At 75.3% G+C, this 16,337-nt stretch carries 12 protein-coding genes; 5 read left to right on the top strand and 7 right to left on the bottom strand.

The genetic code is table 11. From position 1 onward, the window contains the following. Positions 1–42 precede the first annotated feature (42 nt). From IE267_RS35835 to IE267_RS35820, 4 genes are all read right to left on the bottom strand, one after another. The gene (locus tag IE267_RS35835; RefSeq protein WP_189766085.1) at positions 43–4,668 is read right to left on the bottom strand and encodes a coiled-coil domain-containing protein; all 4,626 of its coding nucleotides are present in this window, start codon (positions 4,666–4,668) and stop codon (positions 43–45) included. A gap of 54 nt (positions 4,669–4,722) precedes the next feature. Continuing rightward, entirely contained in the window at positions 4,723–5,637 is a 915-nt protein-coding gene (locus IE267_RS35830; RefSeq protein WP_167155106.1) for a hypothetical protein, read from the bottom strand. 301 nt (positions 5,638–5,938) lie between these two features. Continuing rightward, on the bottom strand, positions 5,939–7,465 hold the full coding sequence (locus IE267_RS35825; RefSeq protein ID WP_167155103.1) for a hypothetical protein: 1,527 nt from the start codon (positions 7,463–7,465) through the stop codon (positions 5,939–5,941). A gap of 78 nt (positions 7,466–7,543) precedes the next feature. Continuing rightward, a complete protein-coding gene (locus IE267_RS35820) occupies positions 7,544–8,251 on the bottom strand; it encodes a GntR family transcriptional regulator (RefSeq protein WP_229861618.1) in 708 nt (235 codons plus the stop codon). Between the two features lie 271 nt (positions 8,252–8,522). On the opposite strand from IE267_RS35820, the gene IE267_RS35815 reads away from it, so the two are divergent. From IE267_RS35815 to IE267_RS35795, 5 genes are all read left to right on the top strand, one after another. After that, the gene (locus IE267_RS35815; protein WP_189766083.1) at positions 8,523–9,812 is read left to right on the top strand and encodes an MFS transporter; all 1,290 of its coding nucleotides are present in this window, start codon (positions 8,523–8,525) and stop codon (positions 9,810–9,812) included. Then, positions 9,809–10,603, top strand: coding sequence for a putative hydro-lyase (locus IE267_RS35810; RefSeq protein ID WP_189766082.1), 795 nt, complete (start codon positions 9,809–9,811; stop codon positions 10,601–10,603). The genes IE267_RS35815 and IE267_RS35810 overlap by 4 nt, the downstream gene beginning before the upstream one ends. A 98-nt stretch (positions 10,604–10,701) precedes the next feature. Then, on the top strand, positions 10,702–11,475 hold the full coding sequence (locus tag IE267_RS35805; protein ID WP_161254462.1) for a LamB/YcsF family protein: 774 nt from the start codon (positions 10,702–10,704) through the stop codon (positions 11,473–11,475). Further along, entirely contained in the window at positions 11,472–12,101 is a 630-nt protein-coding gene (gene pxpB, locus IE267_RS35800; protein WP_189766081.1) for a 5-oxoprolinase subunit PxpB, read from the top strand. Before IE267_RS35805 ends, pxpB begins: the two co-directional genes overlap by 4 nt. After that, positions 12,098–12,967 carry a 5-oxoprolinase subunit C family protein gene (locus IE267_RS35795; protein WP_189766080.1) on the top strand — a complete coding sequence of 290 codons (870 nt, stop codon included), beginning with the start codon at positions 12,098–12,100 and terminating at the stop codon, positions 12,965–12,967. The genes pxpB and IE267_RS35795 overlap by 4 nt, the downstream gene beginning before the upstream one ends. Here IE267_RS35795 and IE267_RS35790 read toward each other — a convergent pair. The 3 genes from IE267_RS35790 to IE267_RS35780 are packed head-to-tail and all read right to left on the bottom strand — an operon-like array spanning position 12,868 to position 16,213. After that, a complete protein-coding gene (locus IE267_RS35790) occupies positions 12,868–13,833 on the bottom strand; it encodes an SGNH/GDSL hydrolase family protein (RefSeq protein WP_229861617.1) in 966 nt (321 codons plus the stop codon). The genes IE267_RS35795 and IE267_RS35790 overlap by 100 nt on opposite strands. Beyond that, positions 13,830–15,101 (bottom strand): glycosyltransferase, encoded by a 1,272-nt coding sequence (locus IE267_RS35785; RefSeq protein WP_167155082.1) that lies wholly within the window; start codon positions 15,099–15,101, stop codon positions 13,830–13,832. The genes IE267_RS35790 and IE267_RS35785 overlap by 4 nt, the downstream gene beginning before the upstream one ends. Continuing rightward, a complete protein-coding gene (locus IE267_RS35780; RefSeq protein WP_167155079.1) occupies positions 15,098–16,213 on the bottom strand; it encodes a glycosyltransferase family 4 protein in 1,116 nt (371 codons plus the stop codon). The genes IE267_RS35785 and IE267_RS35780 overlap by 4 nt, the downstream gene beginning before the upstream one ends. Between the last annotated feature and the right edge of the window lie 124 nt (positions 16,214–16,337).

Below are 16,337 nucleotides of genomic sequence, written 5' to 3'. Positions count from 1 at the left end.
GCCGGTCCGCCGCCCGGCGCCGCACCGTTGTGCCGTCGGGCCTCAACTCCCTTGCGCGGTGGGCTTCTTGAACATGCGGGTCGCGGTGATCTCACCGTGCACGGTCTCGCCCGCGGTGTCCTGCTGGGGCAGACCGGGCCGCAGATGCTCCTCGACGCTGATGTACTTCAGGCCCGCCCGGAGGTCCGCGTCGTTGCGCAGCCGGATCACCAGGGGGAACTCGGCGAGCGCGGTCGTGTCGAACAGGCCTGTGGTGTAGAGGAGTTGGACGCCGAGCGCGTCGGACACGGCCCGCTGGAGCTCCAGGAGGTACGTCGCGTTCGCGCGGCCGATCGGATTGTCGAGGAAGAGCGTGCCGGCGTGCCGGTGCTTGTCACGGCCCCGGTCGTTGCTGCGCAGCGCCGCCATCGTGCAGTACAGGGCGATCGCGGCGGTGAGCAGCTGGCCGCCGGAGAAGACGTCGCCCATCTGCCCGACGGGGACGCGCTCGGCGCGCAGCACCGCGTCCGGCTTGAGGATCTCCACGCTGATGCCGCGCGGCTCCAGGGCCGCCTGGACGCCGCGCAGTAGCAGGGACATGCCGTCCCTGCGCAGGTCGGAGTTCTTCCGCACGGCCGCGCGGGTGGCCTCGTCGATGACTTCGCCGAGGCGCTCGGTGAGGGTGGCCTGGTCCGGCTCCTCGAAGCGGATGCGCAGGAATTCCTGGCCCGACCACTCCCCGAGACCCTCGGGGAGCTGGGAGAGCCGCTGGGCTGAGCGGAGCGTGGTGAGCGCCGAATCCACCAGGCCGCGCAGCCGGTCGACGATGGAGTCCCGGTTGCGTTCCAGCTGCGCCAGCTCGTCGGTGAGGACCCGCAGGCGCGGCTCGAAGGCGGCGGCCCAGGCGGCGGCGTGCTCGGGCAGGGAGGCGGCGGGCAGTTCGCGGATCTGCTGGCGGGCCGGGGTGCGGACCTGCTCGTAGCGGGTCGCGTTGGCGTGGCGCACCAGGATGTCGCTCGCCTCGCGCACGGCGGATTCGGCGGCCGAGAGGTCGCCGGAGCAGCCGCGCAGCGAGCGGCGCGTCTCGGTGGCGGACTGGCGGGCCTCCTCCAGGGTGCCCGGGTACGGCTCGGGGGCGTTCTCCTCGTCCGGGCCCTGGCTGTTGTCCCGCAGCAGGTCGCGCAGCAGGGCGGCCGTCTCGTCGAAGCCGCCGGCCCCGTCCTCCGCGGTCCGGTGGGCGGTGAGCAGTTCCGCGTGGGCGGCGCGGGCTGTCTCCAACTCGTCGGTGCGCGCCGCCAGTTGGGTCGTCGCGGTACGCAGCAGGGCCTGGGCCTGCTCGGCGTCGGCCGGGACGTGGTCCTCGGGAAGGTCGGTGTGCCGCTCGCCGTCGGCGGGTGCCAGGCGCTCGGCCTCGCCGCGCAGCCGGCCGAGCTGCTCGCTGGCCGTGGAGGCACGGGTCTCCAGCATCTGGACCAGTGACTCGGCGCGGGCGACGGCGGCCTGGCGGGAGGGGCCGTCGGCGCCGTCGGTGCCTTCGAGGAGGGTGGCGGCGCGGGTGCGCACCTTGTTGGTGAGCCGGTCGAGCTCGGCCAGGGCCGCACTCTCGTCGCTCTCGGCGCGGGCCTGCTCGGCCCGCAGGTCGGCGCCGACGCCGACCTTCTCGTACAGCTGGGACGCGGCGCGGTAGGCCTCGCGCAGGGCGGGCAGCGCGTGGCGCGGGGCGTCCGCGTCGGGCTCCGGGAGGTTTTCGGGGGCGCCCGCGATCTCGGCGCGCTCCGCGCGCAGCGCGCGGGAGGTGCGGTGGGCGTCGTCGGCGGCGCGCTGGGCGGCCCGGCGGTCCTCGTCGGCGGCCTTGGCGCGCTCCAGGAGCGACTGCGCGCGGGCCTCCGACTCGGCCGCCTCATCGGCGAGTTCGCGGAGCTTGACCTGCCAGCCGGCCCGCTCGCGGAGCCGGAAGGCGAGCCCGGCGAGGGCGTCGGCCGCGCGCCGGGCGCGCTGGGCGGCCTCTTGGCGCTCCTCGCGCACGCGTGCCGTCTCGGCCGCCGCTTCGTCCGACTCGGCTCGCGCGGAACGGGCCTCGGCCAGTTCCTCGGTGGCTGCCTTGGCGGCTTCGCGGGTCGTTTCGGCCGCGGCGGCCAGCTCGGCGAGCATGCCGGGCGGGCAGTCCGCGCGCCAGGACCCGATCCGGGCGGCGAGCGAGCGGTCCCCGGTGAGCCGGGCGGCCAGCGTGCGGATCTCCTCGTCCCGGGCGGTGGCGCGGGCGCGCAGCGTCTGGCGTTCCTCGTCCGCGGCGTGTTCGTCGTGCATGGCCGGGTTCGGCGGCACGAGGAAGATGCCGCTCTCGCCGCCCGAGTCCGCGGCCGGTACGGGTGCGAGCAGCGCGGCAGTCGTGCCGACGGCCACGGCGGAGCGGGGCAGCAGGGCCGCGCTCGCGAGGGCCTCGCGGGCCCGGGCGTGCGAGGCGGGGTCGGTGATGACCACGCCGTCGACGAGCTCGGGGCGGGCGGCGAGCACCGCGGCGTGGTCGGCGGGGGCAACCGCCTGGGCGAGGTAGCGCCAGCCGGGCAGCGCGGGGATGCCGTGCTCGCCCAGGTACTCGACGGTGGCCAGGACGTCCGCGCTGGGCGGCAGGAGCCCGCCGTCGCCGAGCGCGCCAAGGATGCGGGAGTCGTCGGCGGCGGCCGTGCGCAGCTCGAAGAGCTGGCGTTCGGCGGAGGCGATGGACTGGTCGAGGAGCGCGCGCAGTTCGTCCGCGCTGCGGTCCAACTCCTCGGCGCCGAGCGGACCTTGGAGCTTTTCCCCGTCGTGCCTGCGGGGCTCGGGCACCCCGGCAGCGGCACCCGCGCCGGGCAGGCCGAGGAGTTCGGCCAGGCGCTCCTCGGCGGCGATCGACTCCGCGGCACGGCGCTCGGCGTCGTAGGCGTTCCCGGCGGCGCGCGCGGCGTCCTCGGCACGGGCCGCGGCCAGTTCGGCGCGGGCCTCGACGGAGGCGGCCTCGCGGGCCCGGTCGGCCGCGGTGCGGGCGGCCTCGCGGGCGGTGTCCCAGCCGGCCACGGCGGTCTTCTCGGCGTCGCTCGCGGCGAGGGCCGCGCGGGCCGGGTCGGCGTCCGGTGCGCTGTCGTCGAGCCAGCCGGCGCGGACCGCCTCGGCGGTCTCCTGCTCGACCTCGGCGAGGCGCTGGCGCAGGTGCCCGGTCTCGCTGCGGGCGCGCTGGGCCTCGGTCGCGGCGGCGGTGGCGTCGCGGTGCGCGGCCTCGCCCGCCTCCTGGAGGCCCGCCGAGCGCCCCTCCTCCTCCGCGGCGACCCGCTCGCCGTCCTCGGCGGCCGTGTGCAGGGCCCGTACGAGATCGGCGGCGGCCCTGGCGCGGGCGGCGAGCGCGGGGGCGGCGTCGCGCTCGGCCTCCTGGATGGCGACGGCCACGCGGGCCGAGCGGTCGGCGGCGGCGCGGTGGCGCAGCACGGCTTCGGCGGCCTGCCAGGCGGAGTGCAGGGTCCGGGCGTCGGCCAGTTCGCGGCGCTGTGCGGTGGCCGCCTTCTCGGCGACGGCGAGCGCCAACGAGGCGTGCCGGTAGGCGAGTTCGGAGGCGATCAGGGAGCTCGTGCCGCGGGCCTGCTCGGCGAGCGTGACCTGGTGGGCGGCGGCGGTGACCTGCTGGGCGAGGTCGGCTGCGCGGCCCCGCTCCTCGGCGGCGCGGGCCGAGAGACGGCGGGCGAGCGTACGGGTGCGGCGCTCGGCGCCGACGTGGATGTCGCGGGCCCGGGCCCGGGTCTCGGCCGCTTCGACGATCCGGTTGAGCAGGTCCACGGAGCCCGCGGTGAAGTCGCGTTCGGCGGTGAGTTCGGCACGGCGGCCGAGCTTGTTGCCGAACCCGCTGACCAGGTCCGCGAGTCCGTCCGTGTCACGGGTGTCGGTGACGGCGCGCAGGAGCAGGTCGGTGAAGTCGGAGTCCTTCTTGACCGCGAACAGGCCCGCGGCCTCGCCCTCGTCGGCGTTCATCTCCCGCTGGTAGCGGAAGAGTTCGGGGTCGAGGCCCAGGTCGCCGAGGTGCTCGTTCCAGCGGTCGTGGATCTCCTCCCAGTACACCTCCAGATGCGGGTAGGCCTTGGTCGCCTCGGTGATGGCGTCACGGAAGCCCTTCATGGTGCGGCGCCGGCCCTGGGCACCGGAGGCGCCTTCCGCGGACGGCCGCATCGCGCTGGACTCGGCGACCGGCAACGAGTCGAGGCTGAGGCCGGGACCGGGCCGGAAGGAGTACCAGGCCTCGGCGAACTTCCTCGGGTCGTTGGAGACTTGGCGGCCGCGCCACTCGCTGACCTTGCCGACCACGACCAGTTCACCGGTGAGGGTGTGCTGCCACTCCAGGGCGACGTGTCCGCAGTCGTCGGCGAGCAGGAACTTGCGCAACACGCCGGAGCTTGCACCGCCCAGGGTGTTGCGGTGGCCCGGCAGCATCACCGAGAAGATCAGCTTGAGCAGTACGGACTTGCCGCCCCCGTTCTCCAGGAAGAGCACGCCCGCGGGCGCCGGGCGGCGCGGCGGGCCGACCGGCTCGTCCTCGAAGAACTCGGCCTGCGCGGGGGCCGGGTTGGGCACGGGCGCTCCGACTCCCCGCAGGTCAAGCACGGTGTCGGCGTAGCGCGCACCGGCGGGCCCGATGGAGTAGAGGCGGACCCGGGACAGCTCGTACATGTCGGCGGACTCTCGTCGTTGTGTGGGGGGAGGGGACGGAAGGGAAGGTCGTGGTCAGGAGTGGAAGGGCAGTCCGGCGTCGGCCGCCAGTTCCAGGTCGTCCGCGTCCGACGGCGCCAGCAGGGTGGCGCCGCCGTCGGTGACCGCGACCACGCCGAGCTCGATCAGCTCGGTGAGGGCGGCGCTGCCCGCCATGTCGCGGACCTGCAACTGGTAGCGGGCGGTGGTGCGGTAGGCGCCGCCCGCGTCGTCGCCGGTCCGCTGGAGGAAGCCGGATTCGGTGAGGAAGGCGACGGCCTTGGCGACGATGCCGGTGGTCGAACCGGCGAGTCGGCGGGCGTCCTTGGTGGCCCCGGTGGAGCTGCGCCGCGCGTAAATGCGCCAGGCGGCCTCCAGGCCGGGAGCGCCGGTCTCGGGGTCGGTGTTCTCGCCGGTCTCCTCGGCCCGCTCCTCCAGCCGGCGGCAGGCCTGCCGGACGAACGCGTCCACGCCGTTGACGGTGATGCGTCCGATGTATCCGTCGTCGGCGAGGTCCTCGGGCCGCGGGAACGCGAGGGCGGCGACGGCGAGATGGGCGAGGCCGTGCAGGAACCGGTCGGCGGAGTCGGGGGCCGCGGCGCGGCGGGCGTAGTCGCCCATGCGGACGGCGAAGACGGAGTCCTCCGCCGCCGTCACGGCCATGCCGGCGCGGGGCGACACCTCCAGGACGATCAGGCCGAGCCCCGCGGCGACGGCGTCCGCGAGGCGCGCGAACGCGGGGTCCTCGCGGTGACGGCGGAGCAGTTCCGCGTACTCCGCGTCGCGGGCGGGGAGCAGCTTGGGCTGGAGACCGAAGGCGACGAGCCGTGCGGCATCGGCGGCGTCGGCGGGGGTGATCCGGCCCTCGCCGCCGGCGCCGGTGCCGGGTGCGGCGGGCGCCGGTTCGGCCTCGTCGCCGAAGGCGACGTGCTCGGTGGGGTGGTCGGTCACGGGGTGGTCTCCTTGGTGCGTGCGGTGCGATGTGCGCGGTGCGTGTGCGGGGCACCTGCGGCGGGTTCGCTCCCCGCCCCGCCCCTTCCCGCACCCCTCCGGGGGATGCCGTCCGGGTGCGGGCCGTGCGTGGTTGCTCGCGCCCGCGCGGCGAAGCCGCATGTGTCACGGCCCCGCACACCTGGCAGCACGGGGTACGCGGCGCTCCCGGCGCGTCCGGCGATAAAGGACGCGCGCCGTTCAGGCGCGAACGGAGCCCTGGGCGGGGCCCCGGGGCCGCGGGTGGTCCGGGGTGGACGTGTCACGCCGCCTCCGTCCGGCCCGCGGCCATTCCCACCGCGTCCAGCAGGGCCATTCCCACGATCAGGTCCGCCCCGCCGAACTCGGGGTCGTCCAGCTGGGTGCCGTCGTCCACCGCGAACAGCAGGCGCTCCTCGCCCTGGCGGTAGGCCGTGCCGACCGGGGGGCTCGCGGCGTGGACCGCCAACAGGGCGACCAGGTAGGGCAGTTCGGGGTCGAGGCGGCGGGCGTCGGCCAGCAGGCCGGAGAGGCGGCGCGGCGCGTCGTGCTCCAGGTCGAGCAACTCCATGGCCGAGGCCAGCTGCTCCTCGCTGAAGCGGCTGTCGTCGGGGGTGGCGATCAGCTCGGGCTCGGGCATCTCCGCGCCCAGGTGTTCGCGCTCCATGGGCGGGGTGAGCAGTATGTCCACCAGGTCCCCGACCCGTACGGACACCGGGGTGCGCAGGCCTGCGCCGCGGGCGAAGAAAGCGTCGGTCACCCGGATCGCGTCCGTCACCGGGAGCGGCAGCAGCGGGGCGACCAGCTGGCCGTACAGGTCGAGTCCGGAGCGGGCGGCGGGCCGGGCGAAGGCCTGGCGGTCCTGTTCGGCGCGGAAGAGCGGGCCGGCCTCCAGGAGGCGGGACTGGAGCTGGGTGTGGCGGCGGATGCAGTCCTTGACGATGTCGACGAGCTCGGCGGCACGGCGTTTGTTCTCCGGGTCCTCCGCTTCGTCGCGGGCCTTGCGGATGTTGGTGAGGATCGCGTTCTCGTGCCGGTAGCGGTCGGCGACGTGGTCGAGGGCCTCGGCGATCATGTCCGGCACCGCGTTGAGCCAGTCGACCGCGCGGACGTTGCGCCGCGTCGCCTCCAAGGTGCGCCGCAGCGTCTCGGCGTACTGCACCGTGCGGTAGCGGGCCTGTTCGGCGGCGAGCTGGGCGTCGGCGAGGCGGCCCCGGCTGATGAGGACCTCCAGCTTGACCTCGGCCGCGATCTGGGCGCTGGTGACGTCCGTGTCGAGGGCGCCCACCAGGACGTTGACGGCCTCGTCGGTGGTGCGCAGATAGACGGCGCCGCCGTGGCCGGGGACCTCTTCGAGGAGCTTGAAGTCGTAGTCCCTGCGGACGTAGACCCCGTCGGGGTTGAACGTGCCGTACACCGCGCGGAAGCCGCGGTCCACGCTGCCGACGTTGATCAGGTTCTCCAGGACCCAGCGGGCCACCCGCTCGTGCTCGGCGGTGGGCCGGGCCGGGGCCTGGGCGGCGACGCGCGGGATCAGCCGGGCCACGATCTGCTCGTGGTCGGCGCCCGTGTCGAAGTCCATGTTGAGGGTGACGAGGTCGATGGAGGCCAGTGCCACCTCGGCCATGGCGTACACCGAGTACTCGCCCGCGAGGTTGGCCTTGCGCACGTCGAGGTCGTGCAGCGGCGCGGTGCAGGCCAGCGCGCGCAGGCGGCGCGCGAGACCCTCGTCGGCGGCCGGGCCCGGTGCCGGGCGCACGGCCGCGCTGAGCTGGGGCGGAACGGATTCCGTCGAGGCAGGCGAAGTCACGCTGGACAGATTAGGTCCTCGCACTGACAACGGTCGAAACGGCGCAGATCCGCCCGCCCCCCGCACCCGGTGCGCGGGTCAGGCGGGCAGGCCGGTGACCAGTTTCGCGTACGCGTCGACGAGCTGGGCGCGCGAGTCGTCGAGGTAGTCGGCGAGCAGCCGCCGGGCCGCGTCCCGCCGGCCCGTGCGCAGTGCCTCCACGATCTCCCGGTTGCGGACGAGGTAGGGCTGGTGGAGGCGGCGGGGATCGTCCACCACGTGGAAGGCCAGGCGGAGTTCGGCCAGAACGCCGCGCATCAGCTCGTCCGTGCGGGCGCTGCCGGCCAGGCCCACGAGTTCGCGGTGGAAGTGGATGTTGGCGGTGGACACGCCCGCCCAGTCGCCCTCCTCGGCCGCGCGTTCGCCGCCGGAGACGGCCGCGTCGAGCCCGTCCAGGGGATAGGGCGGCTTGCCGAGACCCTGGACGACGGCGCATTCGACTAGGCGCCTGGTGCGGTAGATGTCGGTGACGTCCTCGACGGCGAGCACCCGCACGAAGACTCCGCGGTTGAGCTCGTGGACGAGCAGCCGTTCGTGGGTGAGCAGCCGGAACGCCTCGCGCAGGGTGTTGCGCGAGACCCCTAGGGCCTTGCCGATGGCGTCCTCGACGAGGCGCTCGCCCGGCGGGAAGTAGCCGTCCGCGATACGGGTCCGCAGGATGTCCGCGACCCGCTCCGCCGTGCTGGTGCGGCCGAGCAGTGCGCGGTCCTCGGCAAGTCCGCCCGGCCCGGGACCCGTTGTCGCCACAGCGCCCTCTCTCCTCCGTCGGCCGCTCCCGCCGACGCGTGCGCCCATCGTAGAAGCACCGTGAGGACATGAGGAAGCGGGAACGTCCGCGCAAGAGCCTTGTCGGATCGTTCAACAATCCCCTACGTTGAAACGACGGCACGCCGAAACGACCGCACGGTGAAGCGTCCGCACCGCGCCCCCGCACGGCACCCTCAAGCACCCAGCACCCCTCCGGCACAGCCCCGGCAGCCCTCTCGTCCGCCCTCTCGTCCCCTCCTGCGAGGTGCACATGAGCACGACCAAGGCAGAGCCGCAGCACGGTCGACTGCCCTACGAAAGCGGCCCGTTCGGCTGGCTGCGCGCGCTCGGCCCGGGCGGCCGGCGCGCGTTCGGCGGCGCGTTCGGCGGCTACGCGCTCGACTCGTACGACTTCTTCACGCTCCCGCTCACCATGGTCGCGATCTCGGCCCACTTCGGTCTCGACACCGGCCAGACCGGGCTGCTGACCACGGTGACGCTGGTGGTCTCGGCCGTCGGCGGCGCGCTCGCCGGGGTGGTCGCCGACCGCATCGGCCGGGTCCGGGCGCTGATGATCACCGTCGGCACCTATGCGCTCTTCACCGTCCTGTGCGGGTTCGCGCCCAACTACGAGACCCTGCTGGTCTTCCGCGCCCTCCAGGGCCTCGGCTTCGGCGGCGAGTGGGCGGTCGGCGCGATCCTGGTCGCCGAGTACGCGTCGGCCCGCCACCGCGGCCGCACCCTGGGCGCCGTGCAGAGCGCGTGGGCGGCGGGCTGGGCGCTCGCCGTCGTCGTGTACACGCTGGTGTTCCAGCACGTCGGCCCGGACACCGCCTGGCGCGTGATGTTCTGGACCGGAGCGCTCCCGGCCCTCCTGCTCGTCTACGTGCGCCGCAACGTCGAGGACGCCCCCGAAGCCACCGAGCAGCGCCTCGCCACGGCCCGCACCACGAGCGGCGGCGCCACCTTCGCGGCGATCTTCCGCGGCCCGCTGCTGCGCACCACCCTGTTCGCGGTGCTGCTCTCCGCCGGCGTCCAGGGCGGCTACTACACCCTCGCCACCTGGGTACCTACCTTCCTCAAGAGCGAGCGGCACCTCACGGTGGTCGGCACCGGCGGGTATTTGGCGTTCCTCATATCCGGCTCCTTCATCGGCTACCTGACCGGCGGCCACCTCACCGACCGGCTCGGCAGGAAGAAGAACATCGCCCTGTTCGCCGTCCTGTCGGCCGTCTGCATCCTCCTCTACACGCACCTCCCGTCCGGGGCGAACACCCTCCTGCTCGTGCTGGGCTTCCCGCTCGGCTTCTGCATGTCGGCGATCTTCAGCGGCTTCGGCTCCTTCCTCAGCGAGCTGTATCCGACGGCGGTGCGCGGCAGCGGCCAGGGGTTCACGTACAACACCGGGCGGGCCGTGGGCGCCTTCTTCCCGACCCTGGTCGGCTATCTCTCCGACAGCTGGGGCGTGGGCGGTGCCCTGGTCTTCGGCGCCGTCGGCTACGCGATCGCGGTACTGGCCCTGCTCGGCCTGCCCGAGACGCGCGGACAGGAGCTGTCATGACCCGACTCGAACCGCCCGCGCTCGCCTCTCCCCAGCAGGCCCGCACCCTGTTCCGTTCCGGCACGGACGTGCCGACGGCGGGCTGGGCGCCCGGGCACGCCCAGGCGAACCTGGTCTGTGTGCCTGCCGACTGGGCCGAGGACGTACGGCTGTTCTGCGAGCGCAATCCGCAGCCCTGCCCGGTTCTCGACGTCACCGGTCCCGGCGCCTTCCGGACGCGGCTCGCCCCCGACGCCGATCTGCGCTCCGACCTTCCCCGCTACCGGGTCTGGGAGAACGGCGAGCTCATCGCCGAACCGGTGGACGCCACGGCCTTCTGGCGGGACGACCTGGTGACGTTCCTCATCGGATGCAGCTTCACCTTCGAGTCCCAACTGGCCGCCGAGGGCGTGCCGTTGCGCCACATCGAGCAGGGCCGCAATGTCTCGATGTACGTGACGAACCGGCCCTGCCGGCCGGCCGGACGGCTCAGCGGGCCCCTCGTGGTGTCCATGCGCCCGGTCCCGGCCGCCCTGGTGGCCACCGCCCGCCGGGTGACCCGGGCCATGCCGGCCGTCCACGGCGCTCCGGTGCACTCGGGCGACCCCGCGGCACTCGGCATAGCGGACCTGTCCCGGCCCGACTTCGGGGACCCGGTGCGGGCGGAGCCCGGCGACGTGCCCGTGTTCTGGGCCTGCGGGGTCACCCCGCAGGCCGCGGTGACGGCCTCCCGGCCGCCGTTCGCGCTCACCCACGCGCCGGGCCGGATGTTCCTCACCGACGTCCGCGACGAGCACTACCGCACCGGCTGAACCACGCGCACCCGCGTCCCGGCCGAGCGCGCCGCGCCCGGCCGGGGCACACTGCACCACAGGACCACGCACCCCCGTGAACAGGAGACGCACCGCCCATGACCCGGTCCGCGACGACGTCGATCGACCTCAATGCCGATCTCGGCGAGGGCTTCGGCCACTGGCGCCTCACCGACGACGAACAGCTCCTTTCCGTCGTCACCAGCGCCAATGTGGCCTGCGGCTTCCACGCGGGCGACCCGGCCATCATGCGGCGGGTGTGCGCCTTGGCCGCCGAGCGCGGGGTGCGCATCGGCGCCCAGGTCTCCTACCGCGACCTGGCGGGCTTCGGCCGTCGCTCCATGGACGTGCCGTCCGACGAGCTGGCCGCCGAAGTGGCCTACCAGATCGGCGCGTTGGAGGTCTTCGCACGCGCCGCGGGCAGCCCGGTCTCGTACGTCAAGCCGCACGGCGCGCTCTACAACCGCGTCGTGCACGACGAGGAGCAGGCGGCCGCCGTCGTCGAAGGCGTGCTGCTCGCGGGCACGGGTCTTCCGGTCCTCGGCCTGCCGGGTTCCCGGCTGCTCGCCGCGGCCGAGCGGGCCGGCCTTCCGGTCGTCACCGAGGCGTTCGCGGACCGCGCCTACACCCCAGGGGCCACCCTGGTGCCGCGCGGCAGGGACGGCGCGGTGGTCAGCGACCCGGACGCGGTGGTGGCGCGGGCCGTGTCGATGGCCCTGGACGGCACGGTGGTGTCCGAGTCCGGCGAGCGGGTCGCCGTCGGGGCGGGCTCGCTGTGCCTGCACGGGGACACCCCGGGCGCGGTGGACCTGGCCCGCCGGGTGCGGGCCGCTCTTGAGGCGGCGGGCGTCTCGGTGGCGGCGTTCGCGTGAGCACGCCGCGCGTCCTGCCGGTCGGGGAGCACGCCCTGCTGGTCGAGCTGGACGACGGCGAGCGGGCCGGAGCCCTGCACGCCGAGCTGCTGCGGCGCCGCGCCGCCGGGACCCTGCCCGCGGTGACCGAGATCGTGCCCGCGGCCCGTACCGTCCTGCTCGACGGCGTGGCCGATCCCCCTTCCCTGGCAGCCCAGTTGACCACCTGGGAGATCCCTCCCCTGGAGGGGGCCGACCAGGAGACGGTCGAGATCCCCGTCCGCTACGACGGCCCCGACCTGGCGGACGTCGCCGCCCTGTGGGGGGTGTCCGAGCGGGAGGTGGCCGGCATCCACTCCTCGGCCGAGTTCCGGGTGGCCTTCTGCGGCTTCGCCCCCGGTTTCGCCTACCTCACCGGGCTCGACGACCGGTACGCGACGCCCCGCCGGGCCACCCCGCGCACCGCGGTCCCGGCGGGCTCGGTGGCTCTCGCGGGCCCGTACACCGGCGTCTACCCGCGCTCCTCCCCCGGCGGCTGGCAGCTGATCGGCAGCACGGACGCGCCCCTGTGGGACCCGCGCCGCGAGCCCGCCGTCCTGCTCACGCCGGGCACCCGGGTCCGCTTCGTCCCCGGAGGGGCGCGATGACCGACCGGGCGCTGTCCGTCGTGCGGGCCGGCGCGCTCACCTCCGTACAGGACGAGGGGCGGCACGGGCACGCGCACCTCGGGGTCCCGCGATCGGGCGCGCTCGACCTGCCCGCGAGCCGGCTCGCCAACCGCCTGGTCGGCAACGCGCCGGGAGCGGCCGTCCTGGAGACGACCCTCAACGGCTGTGCGGTACGCCCCCGTTGGGCGGTCACCGTGGCGGTGACCGGGGCGCCCTGCCCGGTCACCGTGGACGGCCGGCCGGTCGCGTGGGGAGCCCCGGTGCGGGTGCCGTCGGACGCGGTGGTCGAGGTGGGCGCGGCGACCCACGGGGTGCGCTCGTACGTGGCGTTCGCGGGCGGCATCGCCGTCGAGCCGGTGCTCGGCAGCCGCTCCACCGACCTCCTGTCCGGGCTCGGCCCGGCGCTGCTCAGGGAGGGTGCGGTGCTGCCGCTGGGGCGCCCGGGCGCCACGCGTCCCCCGGTGGACGAGGCACCCGCGCCGGGGGTGCCCGAGGAGCTCGTACTGCGGGTGCGCCCGGGGCCGCGTGCGGACTGGTTCACGCCGGACGCGCTCGCCGCGCTCGCGGCCGGGCACTACCGGGTGTCCTCGGCGAGCAACCGCATCGGGCTGCGCACCGAGGGACCGGCGCTCAGCCGGTCCTTGGAGGGTGAACTGCCCAGTGAGGGAATGGTGTTGGGGGCGGTACAGGTACCGCCGGACGGACGGCCCGTGGTCTTCCTGGCCGACCATCCGACGACCGGGGGCTACCCGGTGATCGGCGTCGTGCCCGAACCGGACCTGGCGGCCGCGGCACAGGCCGTGCCGGGCACCCCGCTCAGGTTCGTCCTGACGCACTGGCGCTGATCCGGCACCGGCGCGACGGTCGCGAGGGCGGCGGCGAGCGCGTCCGCGGCGTGCAGGTCGAGCCGGACCGCGGTGCCCCGCGCCGCGTGCCGCAGCTCGTCACCGGCGAGCCGCAGCAGCTGGGGCAGCAGGTCGGTGGAGCGCCGGGCGAGCCAGGCGGTGCCCGATGTGGCCAGCCAGTACAGCGAGGCGGCAGCGCCCGGCGGCGGCTGTTCCGGTTCGGCCGAGGGCGGTGCGCCCGCGGCGATGCCCCGCTCGGTGAGCAGGGCGTGGCAGCGGGCCGCGATCAGCCGGTGACCCCGCTCACCCGGGTGCAGCCGGTCCGCGCTCCACAGCGTGCGGTCCTCGACCCACGCCGGGTCGGCGAGGTGCAGGTGCACGGCCCCGTAGCGTGCGGACAGGGCGTGCACCACGCCGTTGACGGCCCGCTGGCGCCGCGCGAGCGGCCGGGCGAGCGGTCCGGGCAGGCCCAGCATGGCGCCGGGATCGGGCAGACATGCCGTGAGGAGCACCGCGCCCGCCCCGACGAGGTCCGCGTACAGCGTGTCCAGGCGGACGGCGATGCGCCGGATGTCGAAGGAGCGGCGCAAGGTGTCGTTGACGCCGACGACGACCGAGACGAGGTCGGGTGCGAACTCCCTTGCCCGGGGGGCCTGTTGCTCGACCACGTCGAGGGTGAGCGCCCCGCTGGCGGCGAAGTTGCGGAACTCCCATCCCCGTTGTCCCGCGGCGAGCAGCGCCGCCCAGCCGCGCCGCCCCCCGGCGACCGGATCGCCGACACCCTCGGTGAGGGAGTCGCCGAGCGCCGCGAACCGCAGGGGGCGGCGGGCGAGTCGAGGCGCCGCCTCGACGGCCGGGGCACTCACGCGATCACCTCCGGCGCCGCCCGGTGCGGGGCGGGCCCCGTGGTGTGCGGCGCGGGCTCGGCCGCCCCGGCCGCCGGGATGTCGTGGGCGGCGGGCCCGGTGGCCCCGGACGCCGGTGCGCAGTGCGGGGCGGGTTCGGCCACCACCGCCGGGGCGTCGTGCGCGGCCAGGAAGGCGGTCACCGCGCCGCCCCAGCCGAACAGCTCGGCCCGCGCCCGTGCGGCCGCCCTGCGGCGCTGCTCGGACCTGGCCAGCAACTCCCTTACCGCGAGGGCGAATTCCTCGCCGGTACCGCCCGCCGCGAGGCCCGCGTCGGCGACGACCTCGGGGAGTGCGGACGACGCCGCGCACACCACGGTGGTCCCACACGCCAGGGCCTCTAGCGCCGAGAGGCCGAACGTCTCCGCGGGCCCCGGGGCCAAGCAGACGTCGGCGGCGGCCTGGAGATCGGCCAGGTCCTCGCGGTCGGCGATGTGCCCCAGGAATTCGACCGGCAGCCGTTCCCTCGCCGCCCGGCGTTTCAGGCCGCCCGCGAGCGGCCCCTCCCCCGCGACCACCAGGGCCGCCCGCACGCCCGCACGCCGCAGCGCCACGAGCGCGTCCAGGGCGAGGCCCGGCCGCTTCTCGACCGAGAGCCGCGAGCACAGCAGGAGCAGCACCCGGGCGCCGCGCGCGTGCCGGGCCCGCAGCACCGTGGAGCGCCGGCCCGGCCGGAAGCGGACCAGGTCGACGCCGAGCGGCGCCCGGACCACATTGCGCGCCCCGATCCGCACGAACTCGCGCTCCGCCCACTCCGTGGTGCACACGATCCGCGAAAACGCCCAGCCCGTACGCCTGTTGAGCCGATCGGCGGCGCCCCGGGCCAGGGCCTCGGGCAGGCCCCAGGTGCGCAGCACCCCGTCGGCCGTCTCGTGCGAGACCATCACGGAGGGCACCCGGGCCCGCCGGGCCCACTCCCCGGTCCAGCGCAGGGTGGTCCGGTCGGACACCTCGACGCGATCGGGCGCGAGCTCCGCCAGGACCCGGCGGACCGGGCGCGGGTCGGCGAGCACCCGGTAGCCGCCGGTGCCGGGCAACAGGGCGCCCGGCAGGGTGATCACCCGTCCCTGCTCGGTGAGTTCGTCACGCGCCCGGGCGCCGGGCACGATCAGTACGGGGTCGTGCCCGGCGGCCAGATAGCCCCGGCCGAGTTCGCGCAGGGCGGTGCGCAGGCCGCCGGAGGCGGGCGTGACGAAGTTGGCGAGCCGCACGATCCGCAGGCCGCTCATGCCGCCACCGCCGTCCGCGCGTCGAGCACCTCGGTGTAGTGCTCCAGGAGCAGATCACCCACCGCGGCCCAGGTCCGCCCGAGGACGGCGCTGCGCCCGGCCCGCCCGTAGGCCGCCCGGAGCGCCGGATCGCCGAGTTCCCGCACGGCATCACGGAAGGCCCCGGCGTCCCCGGGCGGCACGAGGAGCCCGGTTCTGCCGTGGGCCACCAGGTCGAGCGGGCCGCCCGCAGCCGGCGCGACCACCGGCACCCCGCTCGCCATGGCCTCCTGCACGGTCTGGCAGAACGTTTCGTACGGGCCGGTGTGCGCGAAGACGTCCAACGAGGCGTGGATGCGGGCGAGTTCGGGTCCGGTGCGGCGGCCGAGGAAGATGGCACCGGGCAGCGCCGAGCGCAGCGCTGGGGCGCTCGGCCCGTCGCCGGTGACGACGACGCGCACGCCGTCCAGCGCGCAGACGTCCGCGAGGAGTTCGACCTGCTTCTCGGGGGCGAGCCGGCCGACGTAGCCGACGATGAGTTCGCCCTGGGGGGCGAGTTCGCGGCGCAGGGCCGCGTCGCGCAGTTCGGGCCGGAAGCGCTCGGTGTCGACGCCGCGCGGCCACAGGCGCACCCGCCGTACGCCGTGTTCGGTCAGGTCGCGCAGGGCTGCGGTGGACGGGGCGAGGGTGCGGTCGGCGGCCGAGTGGACGGCTCGCAGGCGCCGCCAGGCGGTGCCTTCGCCGGCACCCATGTAGGTGCGGGCGTATCCGGCGAGGTCGGTCTGGTAGACGGCGACGGCGGGTACGCCCAGGCGGGCGGCGGCTGCCATGCCCCGGACGCCGAGGACGAACGGGCTCGCGAGGTGGACGAGGTCGGCGCGGTGCGCGGCGATGGCCGTGGCGACCCGTCGGCTCGGCAGGGCCAGGCGGACCTCGGGATAGCCGGGCAGCGGAAGCGAGGGCACCCGTATGACGGGGCACGGCGCGTCAGAGCCCTCCCCCGTGGCCGTGGCCGGGGCTATGACGAGCGGTTGGTGACCGCGTGCGGCCAGGTGCCGTGCGGTCTGCAGGGCGCAGTGGGCCACGCCGTTGACGTCGGGCGGGAAGGACTCGGTGACGATGACGACACGCATACCCGTGTTGTCGTCGCGCCGGGAGTGGCCCGGTCGACTTGGATCTTTCCGCCCGGGGAACGTCCCGTGAGCGTTGCCCTTCCGGGGCCGGGTCGGGCGTCCATGAGCGTTGCCCTTCCGGGTC

Source organism: Streptomyces xanthochromogenes, from assembly GCF_014650455.1.
GTDB classification, from domain to species: Bacteria; Actinomycetota; Actinomycetes; order Streptomycetales; family Streptomycetaceae; genus Streptomyces; species Streptomyces xanthochromogenes.
The sequence above is the reverse complement of the archived record's forward strand: the minus strand, read 5'-3'. Positions and strand labels throughout refer to the sequence as shown.